This window comes from Paenibacillus sp. tmac-D7, from assembly GCF_006519665.1.
In the GTDB taxonomy this organism is placed as follows: domain Bacteria; phylum Bacillota; class Bacilli; order Paenibacillales; family NBRC-103111; genus Paenibacillus_G; species Paenibacillus_G validus.
Window position 1 is genome coordinate 19,740 of sequence record NZ_VIDW01000036.1, and the last position, 21,231, is coordinate 40,970.

General features: G+C 40.5%; 22 protein-coding genes. 19 read left to right on the forward strand and 3 right to left on the reverse strand.

Annotated features, from left to right (window positions below; genetic code table 11):
- Positions 1 to 129 precede the first annotated feature (129 nt).
- The gene (locus FKP33_RS20320; protein ID WP_258313503.1) at positions 130 to 1,320 is read left to right on the forward strand and encodes a D-alanyl-D-alanine carboxypeptidase family protein; all 1,191 of its coding nucleotides are present in this window, start codon (positions 130 to 132) and stop codon (positions 1,318 to 1,320) included.
- 62 nt (positions 1,321 to 1,382) lie between these two features.
- Here the strand turns inward: FKP33_RS20320 and FKP33_RS20325 are convergent, their stop codons facing one another.
- Positions 1,383 to 1,826 carry a four-helix bundle copper-binding protein gene (locus tag FKP33_RS20325; RefSeq protein WP_306439373.1) on the reverse strand — a complete coding sequence of 148 codons (444 nt, stop codon included), beginning with the start codon at positions 1,824 to 1,826 and terminating at the stop codon, positions 1,383 to 1,385.
- A 117-nt stretch (positions 1,827 to 1,943) separates the two neighbouring features.
- Here FKP33_RS20325 and FKP33_RS20330 point away from each other — a divergent pair, with 117 nt between their 5' ends.
- The 5 genes from FKP33_RS20330 (at position 1,944) to FKP33_RS20350 (ending at position 7,775) form a co-directional block, all read left to right on the forward strand.
- The gene (locus FKP33_RS20330) at positions 1,944 to 4,136 is read left to right on the forward strand and encodes a spermine synthase (protein ID WP_127608038.1); all 2,193 of its coding nucleotides are present in this window, start codon (positions 1,944 to 1,946) and stop codon (positions 4,134 to 4,136) included.
- A 104-nt stretch (positions 4,137 to 4,240) separates the two neighbouring features.
- Positions 4,241 to 5,065, forward strand: coding sequence for a C39 family peptidase (locus FKP33_RS20335; RefSeq protein ID WP_127608037.1), 825 nt, complete (start codon positions 4,241 to 4,243; stop codon positions 5,063 to 5,065).
- Between the two features lie 18 nt (positions 5,066 to 5,083).
- Entirely contained in the window at positions 5,084 to 5,776 is a 693-nt protein-coding gene (locus tag FKP33_RS20340; protein WP_127608036.1) for a response regulator transcription factor, read from the forward strand.
- On the forward strand, positions 5,773 to 6,852 hold the full coding sequence (locus tag FKP33_RS20345; RefSeq protein WP_127608035.1) for a sensor histidine kinase: 1,080 nt from the start codon (positions 5,773 to 5,775) through the stop codon (positions 6,850 to 6,852). Before FKP33_RS20340 ends, FKP33_RS20345 begins: the two co-directional genes overlap by 4 nt.
- Before the next feature lie 23 nt (positions 6,853 to 6,875).
- The gene (locus tag FKP33_RS20350; RefSeq protein WP_127608034.1) at positions 6,876 to 7,775 is read left to right on the forward strand and encodes a WD40/YVTN/BNR-like repeat-containing protein; all 900 of its coding nucleotides are present in this window, start codon (positions 6,876 to 6,878) and stop codon (positions 7,773 to 7,775) included.
- A 62-nt stretch (positions 7,776 to 7,837) separates the two neighbouring features.
- On the opposite strand, the gene FKP33_RS20355 is transcribed toward FKP33_RS20350, so the two are convergent.
- Positions 7,838 to 9,499 carry a multicopper oxidase family protein gene (locus FKP33_RS20355; protein ID WP_127608033.1) on the reverse strand — a complete coding sequence of 554 codons (1,662 nt, stop codon included), beginning with the start codon at positions 9,497 to 9,499 and terminating at the stop codon, positions 7,838 to 7,840.
- Between the two features lie 173 nt (positions 9,500 to 9,672).
- Between FKP33_RS20355 and FKP33_RS20360 the strand changes: the two genes are divergently transcribed.
- From FKP33_RS20360 to FKP33_RS20400, 10 genes are all read left to right on the forward strand, one after another.
- Positions 9,673 to 10,107, forward strand: coding sequence for a BlaI/MecI/CopY family transcriptional regulator (locus FKP33_RS20360; protein WP_127608032.1), 435 nt, complete (start codon positions 9,673 to 9,675; stop codon positions 10,105 to 10,107).
- A complete protein-coding gene (locus tag FKP33_RS20365) occupies positions 10,104 to 10,961 on the forward strand; it encodes a M56 family metallopeptidase (RefSeq protein ID WP_127608031.1) in 858 nt (285 codons plus the stop codon). Before FKP33_RS20360 ends, FKP33_RS20365 begins: the two co-directional genes overlap by 4 nt.
- 61 nt (positions 10,962 to 11,022) lie before the next feature.
- Entirely contained in the window at positions 11,023 to 11,736 is a 714-nt protein-coding gene (locus tag FKP33_RS20370) for a cytochrome c biogenesis CcdA family protein (protein ID WP_127608030.1), read from the forward strand.
- Positions 11,737 to 11,797: 61 nt separating this feature from the next.
- The gene (locus FKP33_RS20375; protein WP_127608029.1) at positions 11,798 to 12,313 is read left to right on the forward strand and encodes a TlpA family protein disulfide reductase; all 516 of its coding nucleotides are present in this window, start codon (positions 11,798 to 11,800) and stop codon (positions 12,311 to 12,313) included.
- A 13-nt stretch (positions 12,314 to 12,326) separates the two neighbouring features.
- Positions 12,327 to 13,184 carry a prolipoprotein diacylglyceryl transferase gene (locus FKP33_RS20380; protein WP_127608028.1) on the forward strand — a complete coding sequence of 286 codons (858 nt, stop codon included), beginning with the start codon at positions 12,327 to 12,329 and terminating at the stop codon, positions 13,182 to 13,184.
- Positions 13,185 to 13,328: 144 nt separating this feature from the next.
- On the forward strand, positions 13,329 to 14,135 hold the full coding sequence (gene lgt, locus FKP33_RS20385; RefSeq protein WP_127608027.1) for a prolipoprotein diacylglyceryl transferase: 807 nt from the start codon (positions 13,329 to 13,331) through the stop codon (positions 14,133 to 14,135).
- A gap of 14 nt (positions 14,136 to 14,149) precedes the next feature.
- Positions 14,150 to 14,560: a rhodanese-like domain-containing protein gene (locus tag FKP33_RS20390; protein WP_236595681.1), complete on the forward strand. Its 411-nt coding sequence runs from the start codon at positions 14,150 to 14,152 to the stop codon at positions 14,558 to 14,560.
- A 43-nt stretch (positions 14,561 to 14,603) separates the two neighbouring features.
- A complete protein-coding gene (locus tag FKP33_RS27280) occupies positions 14,604 to 14,867 on the forward strand; it encodes a hypothetical protein (protein WP_164751825.1) in 264 nt (87 codons plus the stop codon).
- The gene (locus FKP33_RS20395) at positions 14,758 to 16,089 is read left to right on the forward strand and encodes a multicopper oxidase family protein (protein ID WP_258313504.1); all 1,332 of its coding nucleotides are present in this window, start codon (positions 14,758 to 14,760) and stop codon (positions 16,087 to 16,089) included. The genes FKP33_RS27280 and FKP33_RS20395 overlap by 110 nt, the downstream gene beginning before the upstream one ends.
- A 39-nt stretch (positions 16,090 to 16,128) precedes the next feature.
- Positions 16,129 to 16,596: a putative iron-sulfur cluster-binding metallochaperone gene (locus tag FKP33_RS20400; RefSeq protein WP_127608025.1), complete on the forward strand. Its 468-nt coding sequence runs from the start codon at positions 16,129 to 16,131 to the stop codon at positions 16,594 to 16,596.
- Positions 16,597 to 16,609: 13 nt separating this feature from the next.
- Here the strand turns inward: FKP33_RS20400 and FKP33_RS20405 are convergent, their stop codons facing one another.
- The gene (locus FKP33_RS20405) at positions 16,610 to 17,512 is read right to left on the reverse strand and encodes a cupredoxin domain-containing protein (RefSeq protein ID WP_127608024.1); all 903 of its coding nucleotides are present in this window, start codon (positions 17,510 to 17,512) and stop codon (positions 16,610 to 16,612) included.
- 176 nt (positions 17,513 to 17,688) lie between these two features.
- Here FKP33_RS20405 and FKP33_RS20410 point away from each other — a divergent pair, with 176 nt between their 5' ends.
- From FKP33_RS20410 to FKP33_RS20420, 3 genes are all read left to right on the forward strand, one after another.
- Positions 17,689 to 17,892 carry a DUF2933 domain-containing protein gene (locus FKP33_RS20410; protein WP_054798818.1) on the forward strand — a complete coding sequence of 68 codons (204 nt, stop codon included), beginning with the start codon at positions 17,689 to 17,691 and terminating at the stop codon, positions 17,890 to 17,892.
- A gap of 226 nt (positions 17,893 to 18,118) precedes the next feature.
- Positions 18,119 to 18,496, forward strand: a complete 378-nt coding sequence (locus tag FKP33_RS20415) for an ArsR/SmtB family transcription factor (RefSeq protein ID WP_054796030.1) — start codon at positions 18,119 to 18,121, stop codon at positions 18,494 to 18,496.
- The gene (locus FKP33_RS20420) at positions 18,486 to 20,630 is read left to right on the forward strand and encodes a heavy metal translocating P-type ATPase (RefSeq protein WP_127608023.1); all 2,145 of its coding nucleotides are present in this window, start codon (positions 18,486 to 18,488) and stop codon (positions 20,628 to 20,630) included. Before FKP33_RS20415 ends, FKP33_RS20420 begins: the two co-directional genes overlap by 11 nt.
- The last annotated feature ends 601 nt before the right edge of the window (positions 20,631 to 21,231 follow it).

The following is a 21,231-nucleotide window of genomic DNA, read 5'->3' on the forward strand; positions in this document are numbered from 1 at the left end:
AAGCGATATGCATTTTCAAAATATTACAAAGGATATTTCAAGGATCTTAAGATCTTGACATTGCACTTTTTAATACACTACAATAAGTAGTGTATTTTTTCAATTCCGTTCATGAAAAGGAAAAGTTCAGTGAAAACATTCTATCATTTTTTTCTTCTATTCGTCTCGTTCATATTCGTTTTTCAAAATACGGTATATGCAACGAAAGATGATCAGCATTTTTCGCTCAACAGCGAAGCTGCTATCTTAATTGACGGAGCAACAGGCACCATATTGTATGAAAAAGAAAGTAATCGCTTAATGTATCCCGCAAGTATCACGAAAATCGTAACAGGGATAATAGCTATAGAAGAGGGCAATTTGGACGATATTGTAACCGTTAGCGAAACAGCTAGAAATGTTATTGGTACGAGAGTTTATTTACTTGAAGGGGAACAGGTTACATTATTAAAACTTGTCCAAGGACTGCTTATTAATTCAGGCAATGATGCGGGAACAGCGATTGCGGAATATTTTGATGGAAGTGAAGCCCAATTTGCAGAACGTATGAATCAATTTGTCAGGGATACGGTTGGAGTTAAGAACACAAATTTTCAAAACCCGCATGGGCTATTTGATGAAAAACATCAAACAACTGCTTATGATATGGCAATTATTACGCAATACGCGATGAAAAACCCGATATTTCGTTCCATCGTTGGAACAAAGGAAATGGAGTGGATCGGGAAAGGATGGGAAACAACACTCTATAATCATAACAAACTACTATGGCGATACGAAGGAACAACAGGTGTAAAAAACGGATATGTGAGTCAGTCCGGAAACACGTTGGTTGCCTCTGTCAAGAGAGGGAATTCAGAATGGATTGCCGTTACCTTGAAAGCCGATTCGTCAGAATTAGCTTACGGTGATATGGTAAAATTGTTCGACTATGGATTTGAACATTTTCAAACCAATAAGATTACTTTAAATCCCTCAGCATTTGAGTCTTATATCGACCGTTTTGTAATCCCGGAACAATTAATCTTTACAAGCGATAAAGACGAAAAATTTGATATCCAGATCGATGATTCTACTTTCCTAATCGTTGTTTTGAACTTTGACGGAAAAAAAATATATTCAAAAGAATTGGAAATCAATAATAATAAAGAACTTAAACGAGATAATACGGAAGATCCTTCAATTGAAAAAAAGGCAGCATCATCCCCATTCAGCACCAGTATAACATTTATGTTTATGTTAATTCTTACGGTCGTTATTCTAATCTTAAGGAAAAAGAGAAAGCAAAAAAAATTATCTAAACAAATTTTCGAAAATTAGAGAAAAATCCAAATAAAAAAAGAGGGATAACTGAAAGGGGGACAACCGTCCCCCTATCTCAGTCAAGCTGCCATTTTTCTGCATTCTTCAGCGCATTTTCTGCAAAGTTCGGCGCAGTGTTGGCAGTGTTCGTCTTTAAACTTCGCACATTCCGCCGCACAAGCATCACAAATGCTTGCGCAGATATTACAGATTTGTTTGGCATAGGGACTGTTACGTGACATGAATTGAGATGAGATTGAGCAAATATCTGCACAATCCCGCAGCAACTGAATGCATTGAATTCTTGCCTGCACATCCGGTTCATTCAAACACGCGGTTAGGCAATGTTCACAAGCTTGTACGCAGGCATTACATGTGTCGATACAAGATTGGTGATGCTGTGCAGTATGCGTTGTGACTGGCATGGAATAACACTCCTCCTTATATCGTTGGTTACTTCTTGATGTATAATTCCCAAATGATACATCTATATTCGTGAGGGCAGAGAACCATCTTCCTTTCATTTAATTAATCCGGAAAGATATTATAAAAACATCACCCCTTGCTTGGTTTTAAGGTCATCACGATTTGACCAAACTGTTAATATTAACAGGATTACCTTATGAAGGGGAACTATGTCATTGAAGCGAAGCGATCGTAAAGATATGCTGATTACATTTTCATCGGCTTTTGCTTTTTTAGTATATGAAGTATTCCTCTCCCGTTTTTTTTCGGTGATACTGGATTATAACTTCGTCTTTTTAACGATTTCCCTGGCAACATTAGGAATCGGTCTTGGCGGGTTTTTAGCCTACAAATCTTCAGGATTCGTCTTTAGAAACCGCAATGAATGGTTAGGGCTATTTGCTATCCTGTTGATTATTTCAGTTTTAACAATATATGTGCTTCCTTATCAGAATATATGGTTCTATTCGGCTGTAGCACTTTTACCTTTTTTCGCGGGTGGTTCGTTGCTTGCCGCAATCATGCAGGGGCAACGTGAAAATATTCGGACGATATATTTTTTCGATTTAGCCGGTGCCGGAATTGGTGCGGTATTTTCTATATGGTTAATGGATGTACTAGGTCCGATCGAAATGGTCAGTCTAATATCAGCGGCGCTAGTGTTCATTAGTTTTGTTTGCAGCGTCAAAACCGCTGCAAACCCATTAAAATATATATATATAACGGGTCTTGCTATCTTGATTTTCAACTTAGTTCAACCTTTTACTAACTTTCTTCCATTTCGTGCTTACCAAACGAGCCCGGCAAATTTGTTTTTAGGTGAAAAAGACACTCACATTGTTTATTCGGATTGGAATTCATTTTCTCGCACAGATGTATACGACGCGGGAGATGGGCAATTGTTATATATCACGATCGATGGCGGAGCAGTATCGCCAATTTCGAAATATACAGGCGATTTGCAGCAGGTCGATTATTTGCGATGGACAACGAGTTTTCTTGCTTTTCAAGATGTTACAAAAGAACGGGTCTTAATTATTGGTGCTGGCGGGGGACAAGAAGTCCTGACTGCAAAAATGGCCGGTTTTGAGCAGATTGAGGCAGTCGATATCAATCCAGGAAGTTTTCGGGCTGTTGAGGCAATGTCATCTTTTTCAGGCAATGTATTTAAACAGCCTGGCGTTAGGGAAATTGTATCCGATGGCCGTAACTATATCCGGCAAACCCAAAATCAGTATGACTTAATTTACTTATCGTTGGTAAAAAAGGAGTCAGAAAACGCTTTGGGTATGACCTTAACAGAAAACTATATGTTTACAGTTGAAGCGGTAGGAGAATATCTAAAGAAGTTAAAGCCGGGCGGAAGACTTGCCTTTCTGCTTCATAACGAAATGGAATTGGCGAAGGTTATGACTGCTGTTGAAAAATCCCTTAAAAGCGAAGGGGTTACCAACAATCGAATAAGTGATCACATTGCAGTGATTGGTACGTTTCAGCATCTTGGACACGAGGTTTGGGGTATGGGGGGAAGCGTGATAACACGGCCTCTGTTGATCATTAACAAGCGGCCGATTTCGTTAATGTTAGCCAACCGTTTAAAATCGGAAACGGAGAGCATACAGCAAATTCCGATTCACATTCCTCATGTAAATGATCAATACTCTTCGTTAAGTAAGTTATTAGCCGATCAGAAAGTCAACTTGGCTGCGAATAGCGACGATATGCCGTTCTTTTATAACAAAACAGGAAAAATCCCCTATTCGTTTATTTGGATCGTAGTTCTGACATTTTTGTTCGTATTTGTCTTTGCTAGAATAACGAAAAACGGATACGGAGGGACCGCCTATTTTTCAGGTATTGCCATCGGTTTTATTATCATTGAAACAACGCTTGTGCAACGGCTTATTTTACCGTTAGGCCATCCTACGTTGTCTTTTGTATTGGTTCTGGGTATTTTACTGATTGCCGGTGGAATCGGGAGTTTGTTATCCGGGATATGGTTCAATGGACAAACGAAACGATTTGTCCCTTTACTGATAATAACAATTCTTGCGATAGGAGTGAATTCGGGAATTACTTGGTACAATGAGCAAATGTTTTATTTGCCTTTGATTTATCGAATAGCAGTTGCAGCGATATTGTTATTCCCGCTGGGCTTTTTTATGGGTATGCCCTTTCCTTATGGTTTAACTCAAGTTTCGGAACGGCAGACGGCGGTAAGTTGGGCGATAAACGGATTGATGACAGTAGCCGGTTCCCTTCTTTCCGTAATGATTTCCATGACAATGGGATTTACCGTTGCAATGATGATCGGGGCCGCTGTTTACGGATTGCTATACATTGTGCATCCGAAATTGGTTTATAAATAAGTGAGAACAGGTAGTTACAATTATCCAAATATATACTACAATATGTAGTGTATTAAATTTTTAAATTTATTATGAGTGGTTGTACAACGGGAGAGGCAGAAAGTATGTTGAAAACTCTGAAGTACATATTTGCAACAATATTAGTCATCGGCCTTGTTATGACAAGCGCGTTCTTTACGTTGTTATTGTATTTAAAGATAACTGATCAGGAGTTTTTGATAGGTTCTAATCCCGATGACATGCGACAATCCGTCGCTATCTTAACTGAAAATAAAGATGATTATAATGAAAGTGATAATGTTGATCAGAAAAAAGAAAAGCTCGAATCGGCCTTTATTGACGCACCTGTCGTTCTTCAGTTACCCGAACTTTATAACGGATGTGAAATTGCAACATTAACGATGATGTTCAATTTTTACGGCATCGATAAAAGTAAAATGGATTTGCTTCCCGAACTAAAACAGGATCCTACGCCTATTGAGTATAATAAAGACGGAAGCATCCGCTATTGGGGAAACCCGAATTTAGGTTTTGTAGGAGATATAACAGGCAAGAAAAAAGGATACGGTATTTATCACACGGCATTATTTGAATTACTTATCAAATATATTCCAACCGGAATTGATTTTACCGGAAAAGACTTTGATGAACTGGAGCAACAAGTATCTGACGGTTTTCCGGTTCTGGTTTGGACAACCGTTTCATACACGAAGCCGTCTGAAAAGCAATGGATGGTGTGGGATTCCCCACTTGGGCCGATCCGGACGACGTTTCAAGAGCATACGGTGCTCTTGGTCGGTTACGACAATGATCATGTGTTTATAAACGACCCGCGAAAAAATCAAAAAGGAATTAAAGTCGATAAGAAACAATTTATTGAGAGTTGGGAAGCCTTAGGAAAACAGGCGCTATCCTACAGAGTAGATTAATTGCGAGGATGATAGGGTATGAAGAGCATTTTAATAGTCGATGATGAGGAAAAAATCCGCGATGTCATTAGTTCTTATTTGGTAAAGGAGGGGTACAACGTCGTTGAGGCGGGAACGGGTATAGAAGCCTTATCGTTTATCGAATCAACGGCAATCGACTTGGTCATACTGGATTTGATGCTTCCGGATATTCCTGGAGAAGAAGTATGCCAAAAAATTCGTCAGCAAAGCTCCGTTCCCATTCTTATGCTTACCGCAAAGGTTTCAGAAAATAATCGGATACAAGGTCTTTCGCTTGGTGCAGATGATTATTTGATTAAGCCTTTTGATGTTCGAGAGTTGGTTGCCAGGGTTAGGGCAATCCTTCGACGTTCCGATGACAGTTATTTACTTGCTGATCGCGTCTCTTTTAACGATGGCGAGCTTATTATCGATGTTTTACGCCATGAGGTATATTTAAATGGAGCTCCGATTGTGTTAACTCCGAACGAATATAAACTGCTGATGGTTTTAGCCCGACATCCTCAAAGACATTTTACAAGAGAAGAATTGGTGGAAAAAGTGTATGGTTTTGATTATGCGGGGGATGTTCGGTCCATTGATCAGCATGTTAAAAATTTACGTCAAAAAATTGAGCCGGATCCTAAAAAACCGGAATATATCGTTACCCTTTACGGTGTTGGGTATCGCTTTATGGGTGGTACTAGATGAGAAAAACCGGATTGCGTGCCCGCCTTTCCTTCATTTTTATTTTTACGGTGGCAGCCATACTCGTATTCGTTAGTATAAGTCTTATATTTGAGACGCATTATCACTTCTTGATGTATCAGAACCAGTCGATGGGAATGACTCACGATTTTTCTCAGCTTATTTATCATTTAGAACAAGCATTGATTCAATCCATCGTTTGGACATTTTTGGTAGCGCTTCTTTTGACCATCGGTATTAGCTTATATATAGCGAAACGAGTATCTGCGCCGCTGATCACAATGAAACATGTTGCGGAAAAAATGACACATGGACATTTAGAATCAAGGTCAAACATTAAAGGAAATGACGAGTTGGCGGATCTGGGAGCCTCATTAAATCGACTTGCAGAACAATTGCAAAATCAGGAACATTTGCGCAAAATAATGACTCAAGATATTGCACATGAATTGCGTACTCCGCTTGCAACGTTAAAAAGTCACATGCAAGCATTCCAAGATGGAGTTTGGCAACCGACACCGTCGCGGATTCAAGCCTGTTATGAAGAAATCGAGCGATTAATTCGTTTGGTTGCTGATTTGGAGCAACTCACACATATAGAATCCTCCCAATTTCGATTATCTTTGAAACAAGAAGACATAAGTAAGTTGATCCAACATGGAGTAAGCGTGGTATCAGCTGCCTACATGCAAAAAAATGTTCAACTCATAGTCAAAAGTGCTCCCTCAATCATCATACAGGTTGACAAGGAACGTCTTATTCAAGTTCTTGTTAATCTGTTAAGCAATGCTTTGGAATTTACCCCGGAAAATAGATATGTGGAAATAAAAGCGACGGATAAGGGGGAAAGTGTTCTTATCACTGTGAGTGATACTGGATCAGGTATTTCGCCTAAAGATTTGCCATATGTTTTCGAACGGTTTTATCGGGGGGACAAATCGCGAAATCGAAAATCCGGGGGTGGAGGTATTGGTCTTACAATCGTGAAAAAAATAGTCGAAGCCCACCATGGATCGGTATGGATTGAAAGCAACCATGGAACTATTGTTTATATTCAACTTCCTAAAAATTTGGATTAGTAACTGAAGGAGAAGAGATAAATATGGCCAGTAAGAAAAAAGGATCTTCTTTGAGTATAGGGTGGGTATTTTCGATCGTTATGATTGGAATTTTAGGCGTGGCTGTCTGGGGAATCATAAATAGGACAAGCTCAGCGGACGAGTTAAAACCCGGCTCGGCAACGCATCCTCATGTCTTTAGCTATTCTGCAGATGAATCAACTGTCTGGTTAGGAACGCATACAGGTGTTTATGAATATAACAACGGGAAATGGTTACGCACATTACAACCTTTGCAAAGTAACGACGTAATGGGACTGGAAATCGATCCAACAAATCCGGAAAAAATGATAGTTTCCGGTCATGGTTTTGTTAAGCGATCATTAGACGGTGGAAAGACTTGGGATGTGGCCGAAGACGGGCTACCGAATAAACAAAAACCAAATGAACCGGATGCGCACCTTTTGGCCATGGATACAAATAACCCTGAGCATCTTTATACAATGCTTGCTGGTCCAGGAGACAATCTGTATGAATCCAACAACGGTGGGAATACCTGGACGAAGGTAGGTGTTATTCCTCAAGCTGCATATTCTATAGCAATTGCACCCGGTCAATCTTCATCCATTATTGCCGGCACAGAAAGCGGGCTGTACCGTTACGATATAATGGATAACAATATAAAAGAGACGAAGATCGGTAATGAGCCGACATTTCAAATTTTTATTACGCCAACCGGGGAAATCATTACTATGAATGAAAGCAGATTTCAAAGATCGAACGACTTAACAACTTGGAAGCCAATGCTAGTCGATTTGAATGGAGAAATGCCGCTTGGGATCAAAGGTTCGAAGAAAGACGCCAACCGTCTGTTAATTGTGACTGAAAGGTATTCGGTATATGAAAGTAAAGACGGTGGTGAGAGCTGGGCGAAAACAAAATAACAACCTGCAAAAAACAGCCTGATTTTACGCTAATTTAAGGCGTAAGATCAGGCCATTTAAGGTTATTCAGGCTTATTGCCGGCATTCGGATCAGGTACAAAATCGCTCTTATAGTCGGTATATTGCAAATGCGTAACCATACCTGCTGCAGCATGGTGAAGTTCGTGACAGTGGAACATCCAGTCTCCTGGATTATCCGCAACAAAAGCCACTTCGTATTCTTCTCCTGGTTTCAAATTAAGTGTGTCTTTCACGATGGGTGAGCCTTCTATAGGCTTACCGTTCTTGCTAAGAACTTGGAAGAAATGACCATGAAGGTGCATGGGATGATCGTCGGTCTTGGAATTATTGACTAATCGGACTTTGACGAGGTCTCCCTTTTTGACTTTGATTTTCTCAGTGTCGGGATATGTTTTTCCATTAATCGTATAGACCTGCTGTCCACTCTGTTGATCCGTATTCAGATCCATCGTGTACTCTAAATCATATTTTTGGTCCAATGTGAACACTGAATTTGATGATTGCCCATAACGTGTCAAATCAAGGATTGGCAGCGCGGCAGTTTCGTTTGGCTTGTCTGTATCTGCGTTTGCGCCTTCGTAGGCAATGATGGCCTTCATGCCTTTCACACGCGGATCATCTCCGTGATCTTCGATATACCATTGCCCGGGGTTGTTCGCTTCAAATTCGAGATCGTAGCGTTCTCCCGGAGCAATCGAAATGACCTGATCATTGATAGAAGCAGGATTGTTGATCGGTTGTCCGTCAGTAGAGACGACTTTAAATTCGTGCCCATGTAAATGGATATTATGCGAAAGTAATCCAGCGTTAACGAGTCGAATGCGAACTTTTTCGCCCTTTTTCACTATAAGTTTATCAATCGAGTCTCCCGACTTCCCATTGATTGAATATATATCGTACATACTCATATCATGACCTTCAGCCGAAGAACCGTGAGCATCATCACCCATATTTCCATGGTCCATGTTATTTTCACTCGATGCCTGGTCTTTTGAAGAATCCATATTCATGTTGCTATGATCCATCGATGACATATCCATGTTCATGCTGCTATTGTCCATTGATGACATGTCCATATCGCCCATGCTCATCCATTCATCTAAAACTAACGTATAATCCCGATCCACTTTCTCATCTGTTCCTTCAACAATAAACGCACCGTAGAGGCCCTTATCCACTTGATTAGCACCGTCTTGATGAGAATGGTACCAGTAAGTGCCGGGAACAGTAGCTTTAAATTCATAGACAAATGACTTCCCAGGTTGTACAGCATTTTGAGTTACACCCGGAATGCCGTCCATTTCGTTGGGAACAGGTAAACCATGCCAATGTATCGTAGTGGGTTCAGGCAAATCGTTTTTTAATGTGATTTTGACGGTGTCGCCTTGTTTAACACGAAATTCGGGGCCTGGCACAGAGTTATTAAATGTCCATACAGGCAACGTTTTTCCAGGAGTGATTTCTAAATTGCTTGTTTTTGCGGTAAGCGTAAATTCCTTCCCCTTTAAGGTTGTCATCTTTGATGTTTTATCTTGTGTATTTACATTAGACTGATTGCTGCTATCCGTATTGGTCATACCGGATTGATTCATGTTCGAGTGATCCATTCCTTCCATCGAATCCTTCGAATCAAAGCAGGCTGTAAGCAAAACAGCAAGTATTGCAAAAACGAATACTAATTTAAAACGTGTACCAATCTTCATAATGCTTCCTCCCTATCCTCAATACTTTTGTCTATAACATTTATCACAAACTAATCATAATACATGATTATGTAGAACTTATGTAGGGAGGCCGGATTCATTTTTGCCCGATTTGTGAGCGATTGACACAGTGTATTTAATAGACTACAATTTGTAGTGTGGGGGGGCAGAAAATGACAAATGTGAAGAAGTTTAATGTGAATGAAGAAGGATTAAATCGTTTTTTCGGCCCACTCGAAGCCAAGATTATGAACATATTGTGGTTGTCCGATGGTATGAGTATCAAGGATGTGCAGTCAATTTTAAATCAGGAAAGTCCTATTTCGTTTAACACAGTGATGACCGTAATGAATCGATTGCTGGAAAAAGGGCACCTTAGTAAAGATACACGTGGAAAAGGCAGGAATAGGGTGACAGTTTTCGAACCTGTGCAAACGAAAGAACAATTTCTGCACGTACAAACTAAGGCGGTTACAGATGGCCTCATTCAAGAATTTGGTGATCTTGTTGTGGGACACATGATTGATGCGTTGGAGGATGCCGACTCTGAATTGATCAATAAATTATCGGATAAATTAAATCAACTGAAAAGCAGGAAAGATTTATGAATCCTGTATTCCGAATAAATTTCATTTTCGGTTCCTTGTTACTCGTCGGTGTTATGATTTTAGTACAAATGGGCCTATATATAGCGCATCAACTATGGGATGTTCGCCTTCCCTGGAACTTTTTCCAATATTGTATAAGTGCATTAAAGGAAGAAACCGTAGCCCATAATGTCATAAAATTTTTGATCAACGTGATCATTTTATATACGTTTGGGAAAATGATCTGGCGTCTTTACAAGCAATTACGTTTAACCCAAAAATGGCTCAGGGTGTTTCATAGCAAGAAACATACGAAACTTACCAAACAACTGAATGATAAGTATAAAAAGTGGGGGACAGAGTTCATTGTTGTTAATGATGAGAAGTTTATTGCTCTAACAATAGGATTCTTCCAGCCCCGAATTATTGTTTCAACCGGAGTATTGAGCATGTTTTCCAATCATGAAGTAGAAGCCATTCTGCTTCATGAGTGGTACCACTGCCGGAATCGTGACCCATTGAAAATGTTCCTGTTAGCTTTGATCCTTGACGGGTTAGGGTATATACCGACGATGAAGGCGATGGTACGTGATTTTAAGACATGGAAGGAATTGCTTGCCGACCGATTCGCCATTAAGCAAATGGGGACGGAGTATTATTTAGGCAATGTTCTACTAAAGCTATCAAAAGTAGGCAAGATGCAGCACTCTACTGCAGTTGCTTACTTTGCAGAAAATGCAATCAATTATCGAATTATGCAAGTTCTTGAACCGAAACAGCGGATCCATGTTCCCATGTCTGACTTTAAACCGTTGTTACTGACCCTATCTCTTATATTTATTATGAGTAGCATTATTTTAGGTGGGTGTTCGTAAGCCCGCCCTTTTCAAAACAATTTACACTACAATCAGTAGTGTGAAAAGGGAGGTAACCTTTTTGAATGCTGCAGATTTAAGCATTTGGCTTGTATTTGGCGCAGGTCTTTTATCATTTATTTCGCCCTGCTGTCTTCCATTGTATCCTTCTTATCTATCATACATTACAGGTATTTCTGTAAAAGATTTGCAAGAAGGTAAAGGAATGCTCCACCGGCAAGCGATGATGCATACGGTGTTTTTTATGATCGGTTTCTCAATTATTTTTATTGCTCTCGGTATCTCAGTTAGTTTCATAGGAAACTTATTTACTGATTATCAAGACCTGATACGCAAACTTGGAGGTATTATGGTCGCTGTTATGGGTCTGGTTATGCTTGGAGTTTTTACACCCAAGTTCTTAATGAAAGACGCGAGAGTTACTTTCAAGAACAAGCCAGTTGGTTATTTTGGTTCCGTACTTGTCGGGATAACGTATGCGGCGGGTTGGACACCCTGCGTCGGACCAATTTTGTCGGCGGTGATTATGCTTGGAGTGGCCAATCCGAATCAGGCAATTATCTATACCGTTGCTTACACAATTGGTTTTGCTATTCCGTTTTTCGTGATGGCATTCTTTATCGGACGATTAAAATCGATACTTAAATATTCAGGCATCTTGATGAAAATTGGTGGGGCCTTGATGGTATTGACCGGAATTCTGTTGTATACGGACCAAATGACAAAAATTACGATTTTCTTGATTCAGTTATTCGGTGGATTTACAGGATTTTAAAAGGAAGTAGTATGCTGGAAAATATAACTTTTTGAATATGGTAATGGAGAGAAGGAAAAGGATGAAAAAACAATGGATAGTGCTAGCGACTATTGTTGTTCTCACCGTTGCGGCTGTTTATCAATCGCCATCACCAAATAATAAGGAAGAACTGCCCAAAGTAGGGTATCGAGCCCCGCAGATTTCACTAACTGGACTTGATGGGAAGGCGTATTCTTTTGATGACTTGAATGGCAAACCCGTTGTTATTAACTTTTGGGCATCATGGTGCGGCCCATGCAGGATTGAGGCGCCCGATTTGGTGAGACTGTATGAAAAATATAATGAACAGATCGAGATTTATGCAGTAAACGTTACTGTCGGCGACAGTATTGATGGAGCAAAAGCTTTTGTGGAGGAATACGGTTTTGATTTCCCCGTTTTACTGGATCCGGAAGGAACAGTGTCTGGGCGATATCAGATCAGGCCAATTCCAACAACCTTTTTTGTAAATGGGAAAGGCGTCATTGTGGATCAGGTAATCGGAGTTGTAGATTCCCGAGATTTGGAAAGTAAATTTAAGCGACTTATTCGTTAGGGGGCAAAGGGTTATGCCGGAAATACTGCAATTTGGACCCTTTATGATTAAATTGGACTGGCTGCTGATGGGGTTTTCAGGAATGGTTGGCTACTATGTACTGCAAAAGCTAATCAAAAACTCCCCTTTCTATGATCGTCCAATTCTTGATAAGCTTTTCAATAGTTTTATTATCGTATTCTTCGTCTGGAAATTCAGCCCCTTGCTTTTCTCGCCGTCTATTTTATGGAGTAACCCGTATCGATTAATTACTATGATTGGTTCTTCAACGGGATTATGGATAGGAGTTACGGTTGCCGTATTTTACATGACCATAAGTATACGGCGATTGAAAGTTCCGGCTTTTTTTATTGGTGACCTGCTTGCTATTGGAACCATCACGTCAGTCCTCGTATACAGTTTGATTGGATGGCAATACGGTTCGGCTACTTCGTTGCCTTGGGGAATTTCGATTGAAAGCCCTCAGTTTAAATATCATCCTATCAATGTTTACATGCTGTTTATTACAGTTCCCATGCTCATTTACTTGTGGAGACAACGGTCGAAGGTCGGTTCGGGAAACATAGTTGTTCTGTTTTTAACTTATTTTGGTGCAGGCTTGATGCTAGTGTCGTTATTTAAGCCGAAAGCAATTTTTCTACTAGGGTTATCTGGACAACAAATCGTGTATTTGTTGATGATGGCAGCGGGATTTATATCTTCCATGTTCTTAAACAGATTGAAACATCATGAACAGACATCAATAAGCGAAAGGGATGAAGATCAACATGATGCCGCGTGGGTATTATCTTCTGATCCAGGAAATGCTGTTGCTGACCAAATCCGATCTGAAAATTCGAGCAAAGAGAACAGGACAATATTTTCAGATTAAACAAGATGCATTATCGTTTATACAAACAGAATGGTTTGAAGCGCTCTGCTTTGCGGTGGATTTAGACCCGGATGCGGTAAGGGACTGTTTTTTTGGGCGAACGCCTAATTTGCAAAACAATTATAGGGCAAGGTAGGGTATAGGATGAGAGTGATTCTTTTTTCGATTGGCGATTTCCAAGTTCGATCATATGGATTGGTCGTTGCTTTAGCCATCATGTTGGCCATGGGTGTGGCGTATTATTTAGCAAAAGGGACAACATATCGCAAACATATTCCAAACATGATGTTTTATGTACTAATCGGAGCAATCTTGGTTGCAAGAATTTGGCATGTGTTCTTCTTCCAATGGGACTATTACTCCAAACATTTAGTGGAGATACCTGCTATTTGGAACGGAGGTATTGCCATTCAAGGAGCGCTAGTAGGTGGATTTATCGCTGCGGCGATTTACGCCCGAGTGGCTCGGATTTCATTTTGGGAGCTGGCGGACACGATGGCGCCAGCTATTATATTTGGCCAGGCTATCGGTCGTATCGCTTGCTTTTTAAATGGAGATGCGTATGGATCACCTACAGGCTCAAGTTTTGGCATCGTTTATCCGGAAGGCACAATGGCATATGCCGAATACGGTCCGCAACCACTTTGGCCAGCCGAGATATGGGAAGGTCAGTGGGATTTCATTGTATTTGCGATTTTATTGATCATGAAAAATAAAACATGGCCTAAAGGGTTTTTGTTCTTATCTTATAACATCTTGTATGCGATCGGAAGGTTTATGCTGGAGTTTTTAAGAGGTGACTCTCCTAGATATCTTTTTAATTGGACAGCAGGACAATGGACGAGTGTAGTTGTGATTGTAATTAGTCTGGTAATCATGATGATCTTCACTTTAAGACAGAAACGAAAAGACCCCGAAGATCTTTCGCCCAAGTTAGAACAAATTCATTAAAAGGAGGGTCGCTTGTGATAAGAAATAAGTGGTTTGTCTTACTTGTATTGATTGTAGTTATGTTAGGAGCGGCCTCCATCAAGTTTTTAACAACGAACAAGTCCCTAGAAACTATACCTGAACTGCAAATCGTGGATACTAAGATGCTCACGAATATGATCAACAGTAAAAAAGATATGGTCATTGTCGATTTAAGGGAACCCGAATTATTTTCCAATAGTAGAGTACCCAACTCGATAAACATTCCTTTTGAGGAGATTCAGTTGAGGTATACTGAACTGCCTAAGGATAAGGAAATTGTCTTTGTGTGTCATACCGGTCGTATGGGAGTGGAAAGTGGGAACCTTTTGTTAGAGAATGGTTATAACCAGGTTTATAATCTTGACGGCGGTATGGCTAAATGGACGGGGGACCTCGAGAAGTAACTATCCGTTAAAATACGAGCACGTTAAGAAGGAGGACTAGCGGTTGAAAAACATTTATAAAGCAATTCTAATCCTTCTCATTGCCTCAGTCCTTGGTTCTTGTTCAATGATGGGAATGATGAATCGATCAGAACCCACAAGTGAAAAAAGACAACGGAAAGAAGTGGATATTAATCAGTTTTCAATACTTCCAATCGATGATACCTTTTATACAAGGCCTCAAATCGAAGGCGATAAGATCACATATAATATCGTTGCACAAACAAGAGGTCTCGTCGGGAATAAAACTAAACCTTTATTCCTATAACGGAACTGTACCCGGCCAAGAAATCCGTGTAAAAGTAGGGCAGCAGGTAGAAGTCAATTTGAAGAATGAGCTGGATCAGCCCGTAACCATCCACTGGCATGGATATCCTGTTCCGGTAGATATGGATGGAGTACCCGGGGTAACACAGAACGCAGTGAAACCTGGAGAGAGTTTTCAGTATTCATTTACAGCAACCGTTCCAGGCACCTATTGGTATCATTCCCATTACAAAAGTGCCGAGCAAGTGGATCTTGGGTTATATGGTGCACTGATCGTGGAGGGCGACCGGCAAACGGAGTTGGACCGAGATTATACGTTTATCCTGGATGAGATGAATAGTAAGGGAAAAGCAGGATCAAAGGGTATGATGGGAAGCTCCAATGATGATCTTTTCACTGTAAATGGCAAGTCTGGTGATTTGATTTCTGCGTACGAAATTCAAATGGGTGAGAATGTGCGGTTGCGTTTTATAAATGCAGGATATATAACCCATTATATGAACTTGGGTTCGATCGAATATAGAGTCGTGGCGGTTGATGGGCAGGCAGTAATGGATCCGCAAATAATCCAAAATAAGCTTTTGCCCGTTGGACCAGGGGAAAGATACGATGTGGAATTTACTGCGCCCGATAGCAGCTTTTTTATAAGAGAGATGTTAAATACGCCTGCTGCAGATGGATTAATCATTCCATTAATTAATAGAACATCCAAGAAAACATTGGATGAAACGGAGTATGACGGAATCTTTACATTGACTGGATCCGGGATTGCAACAGAATATGCTTCTCTTGCATCAAATAAATATGATCAAGAATACAAGATGGTGCTGTCGCATGGAATGAAAGGAATGGGGATGATCTATACAATTAATGGAAGGACATATCCTGATATCGATCCGCTTGATGTGAAGAGAGGGGATATTATTAAAGTAACATTAGAAAGCAAAGATATGATGTTCGATCATCCTATGCATTTGCATGGACACTTTTTTCAAGTATTAAGTAAGGATGGCTCACCGGTTGAAGACGGGGCGATCTTCAAAGATACACTTGTTGTAAAACCGGGCGAGAAGTATGAGTTGGCTTTCATTGCAAATAATCCCGGAGAGTGGATGTTTCATTGCCACGATCTCAACCATGCGAGTTCTGGGATGATGACATCAGTACTTTATGACGGGTATGCAATTCCGAGCCATATTGATCAATCGCAGCCGAGCGAGTAAGATTAGCGTGTTTCTACGGACATTAAGGAGTGGTCATCATTGAACGAATGTTGTCAATCATCATCGTTGGAAAAGTCGAATCTTAATTATTGCCCTATTTGTCAGCAAAAGGGCAAGAACGTTCCTCTTATTACACTCAAAGCAATGCTTATACCAAAAGCCTTAGAAACCATAGACAGTGAATTGATATACACATTCTGCTCAAATTCCTCATGTGAAGTAGTTTATTTCAGCAATGATCAAACTTACGTTTCAGACGACCTCAAAATATCTGTATTTCAGAAAAACAAGGCTTTGAATGTGCCGGTTTGCTACTGTTTTGGATGGACGAGAAAACGCCTAACGGAAGCAACTCTAAAAAACCAACGCCCCATAGAACATATACGCATGCAGGTACAAGCCAAGCGTTGTGGCTGTGAAGTTAATAACCCGCAAGGGTCTTGTTGTTTGGGTAATGTAACCTCATTTATACGCAGCATTAACACGGATAAAAATCCTACGTCTTAATATCAATATTGTTCTATAATGGATGAACACGAACGGCAGAGATCATTCCAGCCTCCTGATGGCCAGGCAATGTACACACTGCTCGGTATTCACCTGTCTTCTCCAGAGTGGCGATTACACTGCTTCTTTGCCCTGGTTTTGCATGGACATGAATATCAGTTCCGACAATTTCAAAGTCATGTTCAACATTTCCCGCGTTATACAAAATAATCTTTATTTTTTCGTTCGCATTCATGTGGATTGTGGATGGGGAAAATGAAAATTCATTCGCTATTATTGCGAGTTCATTTTTGGATAGGTCTGGTAAATTCTTCTCTAGTTGGTGTTCATGCGTAGCGTTAGGATCAGCTGTATTATTGTATTGTTTACCGTAGTAGTTATTGTGTAAATCGCTCCCTACACCCAAAATAATTATGACTGCAAACAAAACGATTACGGCAAACATAGAGACTGGTTTGGACAATAATGATGATCTTTTCTGTAAATGTTCTAGCTTTATTTCTCCCTGTAACATCAGAAATAAAAGAAACAGCACACCGGTACAAAGAACTGACATGATTTTTATGGCTGCAATTGTATATGATGTAGGGATCATGACCATAAACATTGTGCCCATCATGCCGCCCATGATACCCGATAAAAGTCCGTCCAATATGGCCATAATACTAATAGGGATTCCAGAAACTGTCCCGATGATTCCCCCGATTAACATACTAATTATTGTTGCATGAAAGATTTCACCCGGGAGCCATATAACGAGCAGCGTCCCTACGCCTAAACCGATTGTCATTCCCTGCACCATTGCAGCCATCATACCGGCCATACAGGATAAACGATGGCGGAAAACGATAATGAATCGAAGAATCCATATGGTTAAAACGGAATAAATACCCAGGAAAAAGAAAGTGTTCGTCATTTTTTGCCCTCCAGTAAATGATAGCTTGTATATTAAAAATATGTATGGAATGTCCTAAATATTAATGTGGAAAAAACTTGATTTCAACAACTTCTACACAGGGATCTCATAATTAGGAATTACAATTGAGTTATAAAAACTCATATAAGATAACCAAGAAAGGAAGTGAAGGTAAGATGAATTGGTACTGGTTGTTAATGCTTGTTTGTCCAATAATGATGATATGGATGATGAAAGGAATGCATGGCGATCATAAAGCCGGAAACTCAAATAACAGTCATTCTCTTGAACAAGTGACTAACGAGTTGAACGAATTAAAGGAACGGAATAACGAACTACATCGACAGGTTGAAAATTTGCAACAAAAACAGCATGTTTAAAATACGGAAGGGGCATATGCCTCTTCTTTGTATTTTTACATCGATTCTAAGCGCTATAACAAGGGACAAAAAAACTCCCTGGTTTGTAGCGCTTTTTCCATGTCGTGGAATTATACTCAAATATGGTTGAAGCCTTTTTTAAACACAGTCAAATTTTCATTTGAATGTATAAAAAGATCGTGCTATGATAATAATCAAATAAAGGTTTGATTGAAGGGGTGACGGAATGAGCAAAAAGGAAAAAGACACTTGTGATATTTACTGTTATGACGAACCCAAGGTTCAAAGGGTACAAAAATCGCTTGAAGGGCAAAATATTCACGGCATGGTCAAAATGTTTAAGGTATTAGCCGACGAAACACGTATGAAGATCGCCTTCGCCCTTTGTGAAGAAGATGAACTTTGCGTTTGCGACGTCGCGAATATTATCGGTTCAACAATGGCGACGGCTTCGCACCACTTACGGACGTTAAATCAACTTGGATTAGCGAAAAACCGTAAGGAAGGCAAATTAGTGTTCTACTCGTTAGAAGACGATCATGTTCGTCAATTGGTACAGTTAGCATCCACACATTCGGGGGATTTGATTACTAATGGCAAGTAATGTAGAAAATAACGCTATAAGTGAAGAAAATAAAAATGTTTTCCGCGTGCAAGGCTTTACATGTACCAATTGCGCGGGGAAATTTGAAAAGAACGTCAAGGACTTACCCGGTGTAAAGGACGCACAAGTTAACTTCGGTGCTTCAAAAATAACTGTTTACGGCAAGACAAGCGTTCAAGAACTTGAAAAAGCTGGCGCTTTCGAGAACTTAAAAGTTACGCCAGAAAAAGAACGTGTAGTCGAGAAGAAAAAACCATTTTGGTTAGCAAACTGGAATGTATTACTTTCGGTCGTTCTACTGGTTGCGGGTTATTTACTTGGTGAACAATACGGGGAAGAAAGCATTCTATCTTCAATAACATACGGCGCATCGATCATAATTGGCGGGTACGCATTATTCATTAAAGGTATAAAGAATCTTTTCCGTCTTAATTTTGATATGAACACGCTTATGACCGTAGCAATTATCGGCGCCGCGGCTATCGGCGAATGGGGCGAAGGCGCAACGGTCGTCATTCTATTCGCTATCAGTGAAGTTCTGGAACGCTACTCGATGGAAAAAGCACGTCAATCCATTCGTTCCCTTATGGACATTGCACCGAAAGAAGCGCTAATACGTCGCGGTTCCGCTGAACTAATGGTTAACGTTGACGATATTCAAGTAGGCGATATTATGATCGTGAAACCGGGACAAAAACTTGCGATGGACGGCGTTGTTATTAAAGGGACATCAACGATTAACCAAGCCGCGATAACAGGCGAATCCGTTCCCGTATCTAAAACAATTGACGATGAAGTATTTGCGGGAACCTTAAACGAAGAAGGTTTGCTTGAAGTTAAAGTTACAAAATTAGTCGAGGATACGACGATTTCAAAAATTATCAACCTTGTCGAAGAAGCACAGGCGGAACGCGCACCTTCGCAAGCGTTCGTTGATCGGTTCGCGAAATACTATACGCCCGCGATTATGATTTTGGCGTTAGGTATTGCCGTTGTTCCTCCGCTTATCCTTGGTGGCGATTGGGGCGAATGGGTTTATAGGGGATTGGCGCTACTCGTCGTCGGTTGTCCTTGTGCGTTAGTTATTTCAACACCTATTTCGATTGTTACGGCTATTGGTAACGCGGCAAAGAATGGCGTTCTTATCAAAGGCGGTATTCACCTTGAAGAAGCTGGACGCCTTTCAGCAATCGCTTTTGATAAAACAGGTACTTTGACAAAAGGCTTCCCGGAAGTAACTAACGTTGAAACTTTCGGAACGATAGACGAAAAGGGATTGCTTGCTATCGCGGCAGTTATCGAAAAAGGGTCGCAACACCCGCTTGCTTCCGCGATTGTTCGAAAAGCTGAAAGCATCTGCGCCGATTTATCACTTACCGTTGAAGACTTTCAGTCCATTACGGGCAAAGGTGTAAAAGCGAAGGTAAACGGGGAATTGTATTACATCGGAAGTCCGAAACTTTTCACAGAACTTCATTCCAATATGAATGTTGAAACGAATCAGCGTATCGAAGTTCTTCAAAAGCAGGGGAAAACAGTTATGGTATTGGGTACTGAACAACAAGTTCTTGCCTTAATCGCCGTTGCTGACGAAGTACGCGATTCCAGTGAAGACGTTATCAAACAACTGCACGAAATTGGCATCAAGAAGACGATTATGCTTACGGGCGACAATCAAGCAACCGCCGAAGCTATCGGGCAACGACTGAATGTTACGGACGTTAAAGCCGATCTAATGCCACAAGATAAATTAGACTATATCAAGCAACTTCGCAAAGATTACGGCAATGTCGCAATGATCGGCGACGGCGTAAACGACGCGCCAGCGCTTGCGGCTTCAACGGTTGGTATCGCAATGGGTGGCGCCGGTACAGATACGGCACTTGAAACGGCAGATATTGCGCTTATGGCGGATGATTTAAGTAAATTACCATATACAATTCGATTAAGCCGTAAAACCCTAACGATAATTAAACAAAACATTACGTTTTCGCTCGGTATAAAACTTCTTGCATTGGCGTTTATTGTTCCCGGATGGCTTACGTTGTGGATGGCGGTTTTCGCCGATATGGGCGCGACGTTGATCGTTACGCTAAATAGCCTTAGATTGTTGAAGATCAGAAATAGTAAGTAATTGAAGAAGCCCCGCCACTTTCCGTTACATTTAAAGGTCAGCTAAGCGGGGGGGTCGCTTCGAATAGCGAAGGTCGGGCGGCAATAACTATCGGCTTCGGCGTTCGCTTCGTCTACGCTTCATTTCTCGATCTGCATGTTGTTTGTGGATGTTTAGTTCAATTAATGCGACTTTCTTCGACAATACACCCGCCACGGTCAACGAAGTATGGGATTTTCGGCGATGGGAGTATTTATATAGACGTTGGCCACTTCAAGCATCACAACTGAACTATTAAAAAAATTCTCATCATGTTGTTCCAGTAATCCATTCCGTTGTCCATTGCATTGATACGTGTGAGTATGTGCGACTTGCATCATAATATCACTAAATATTGAAACACTATATTTCTACTAACTACTCGGATTTAGCACGACACACTTTATGCAAATGGCTTATGAGATCATCTATCCTAAAACAAGTTTTGTAAAAGTATTTTTTGAATAATACAAACCAAATATGGATACATTTAACTGATGAACCAAACTTGAAGGGGGATTAGGTTTGTTTGCTGGACAAAAACCAAAGCAACCAAAGAAATGTAAGAATTGTATCTGGGGAT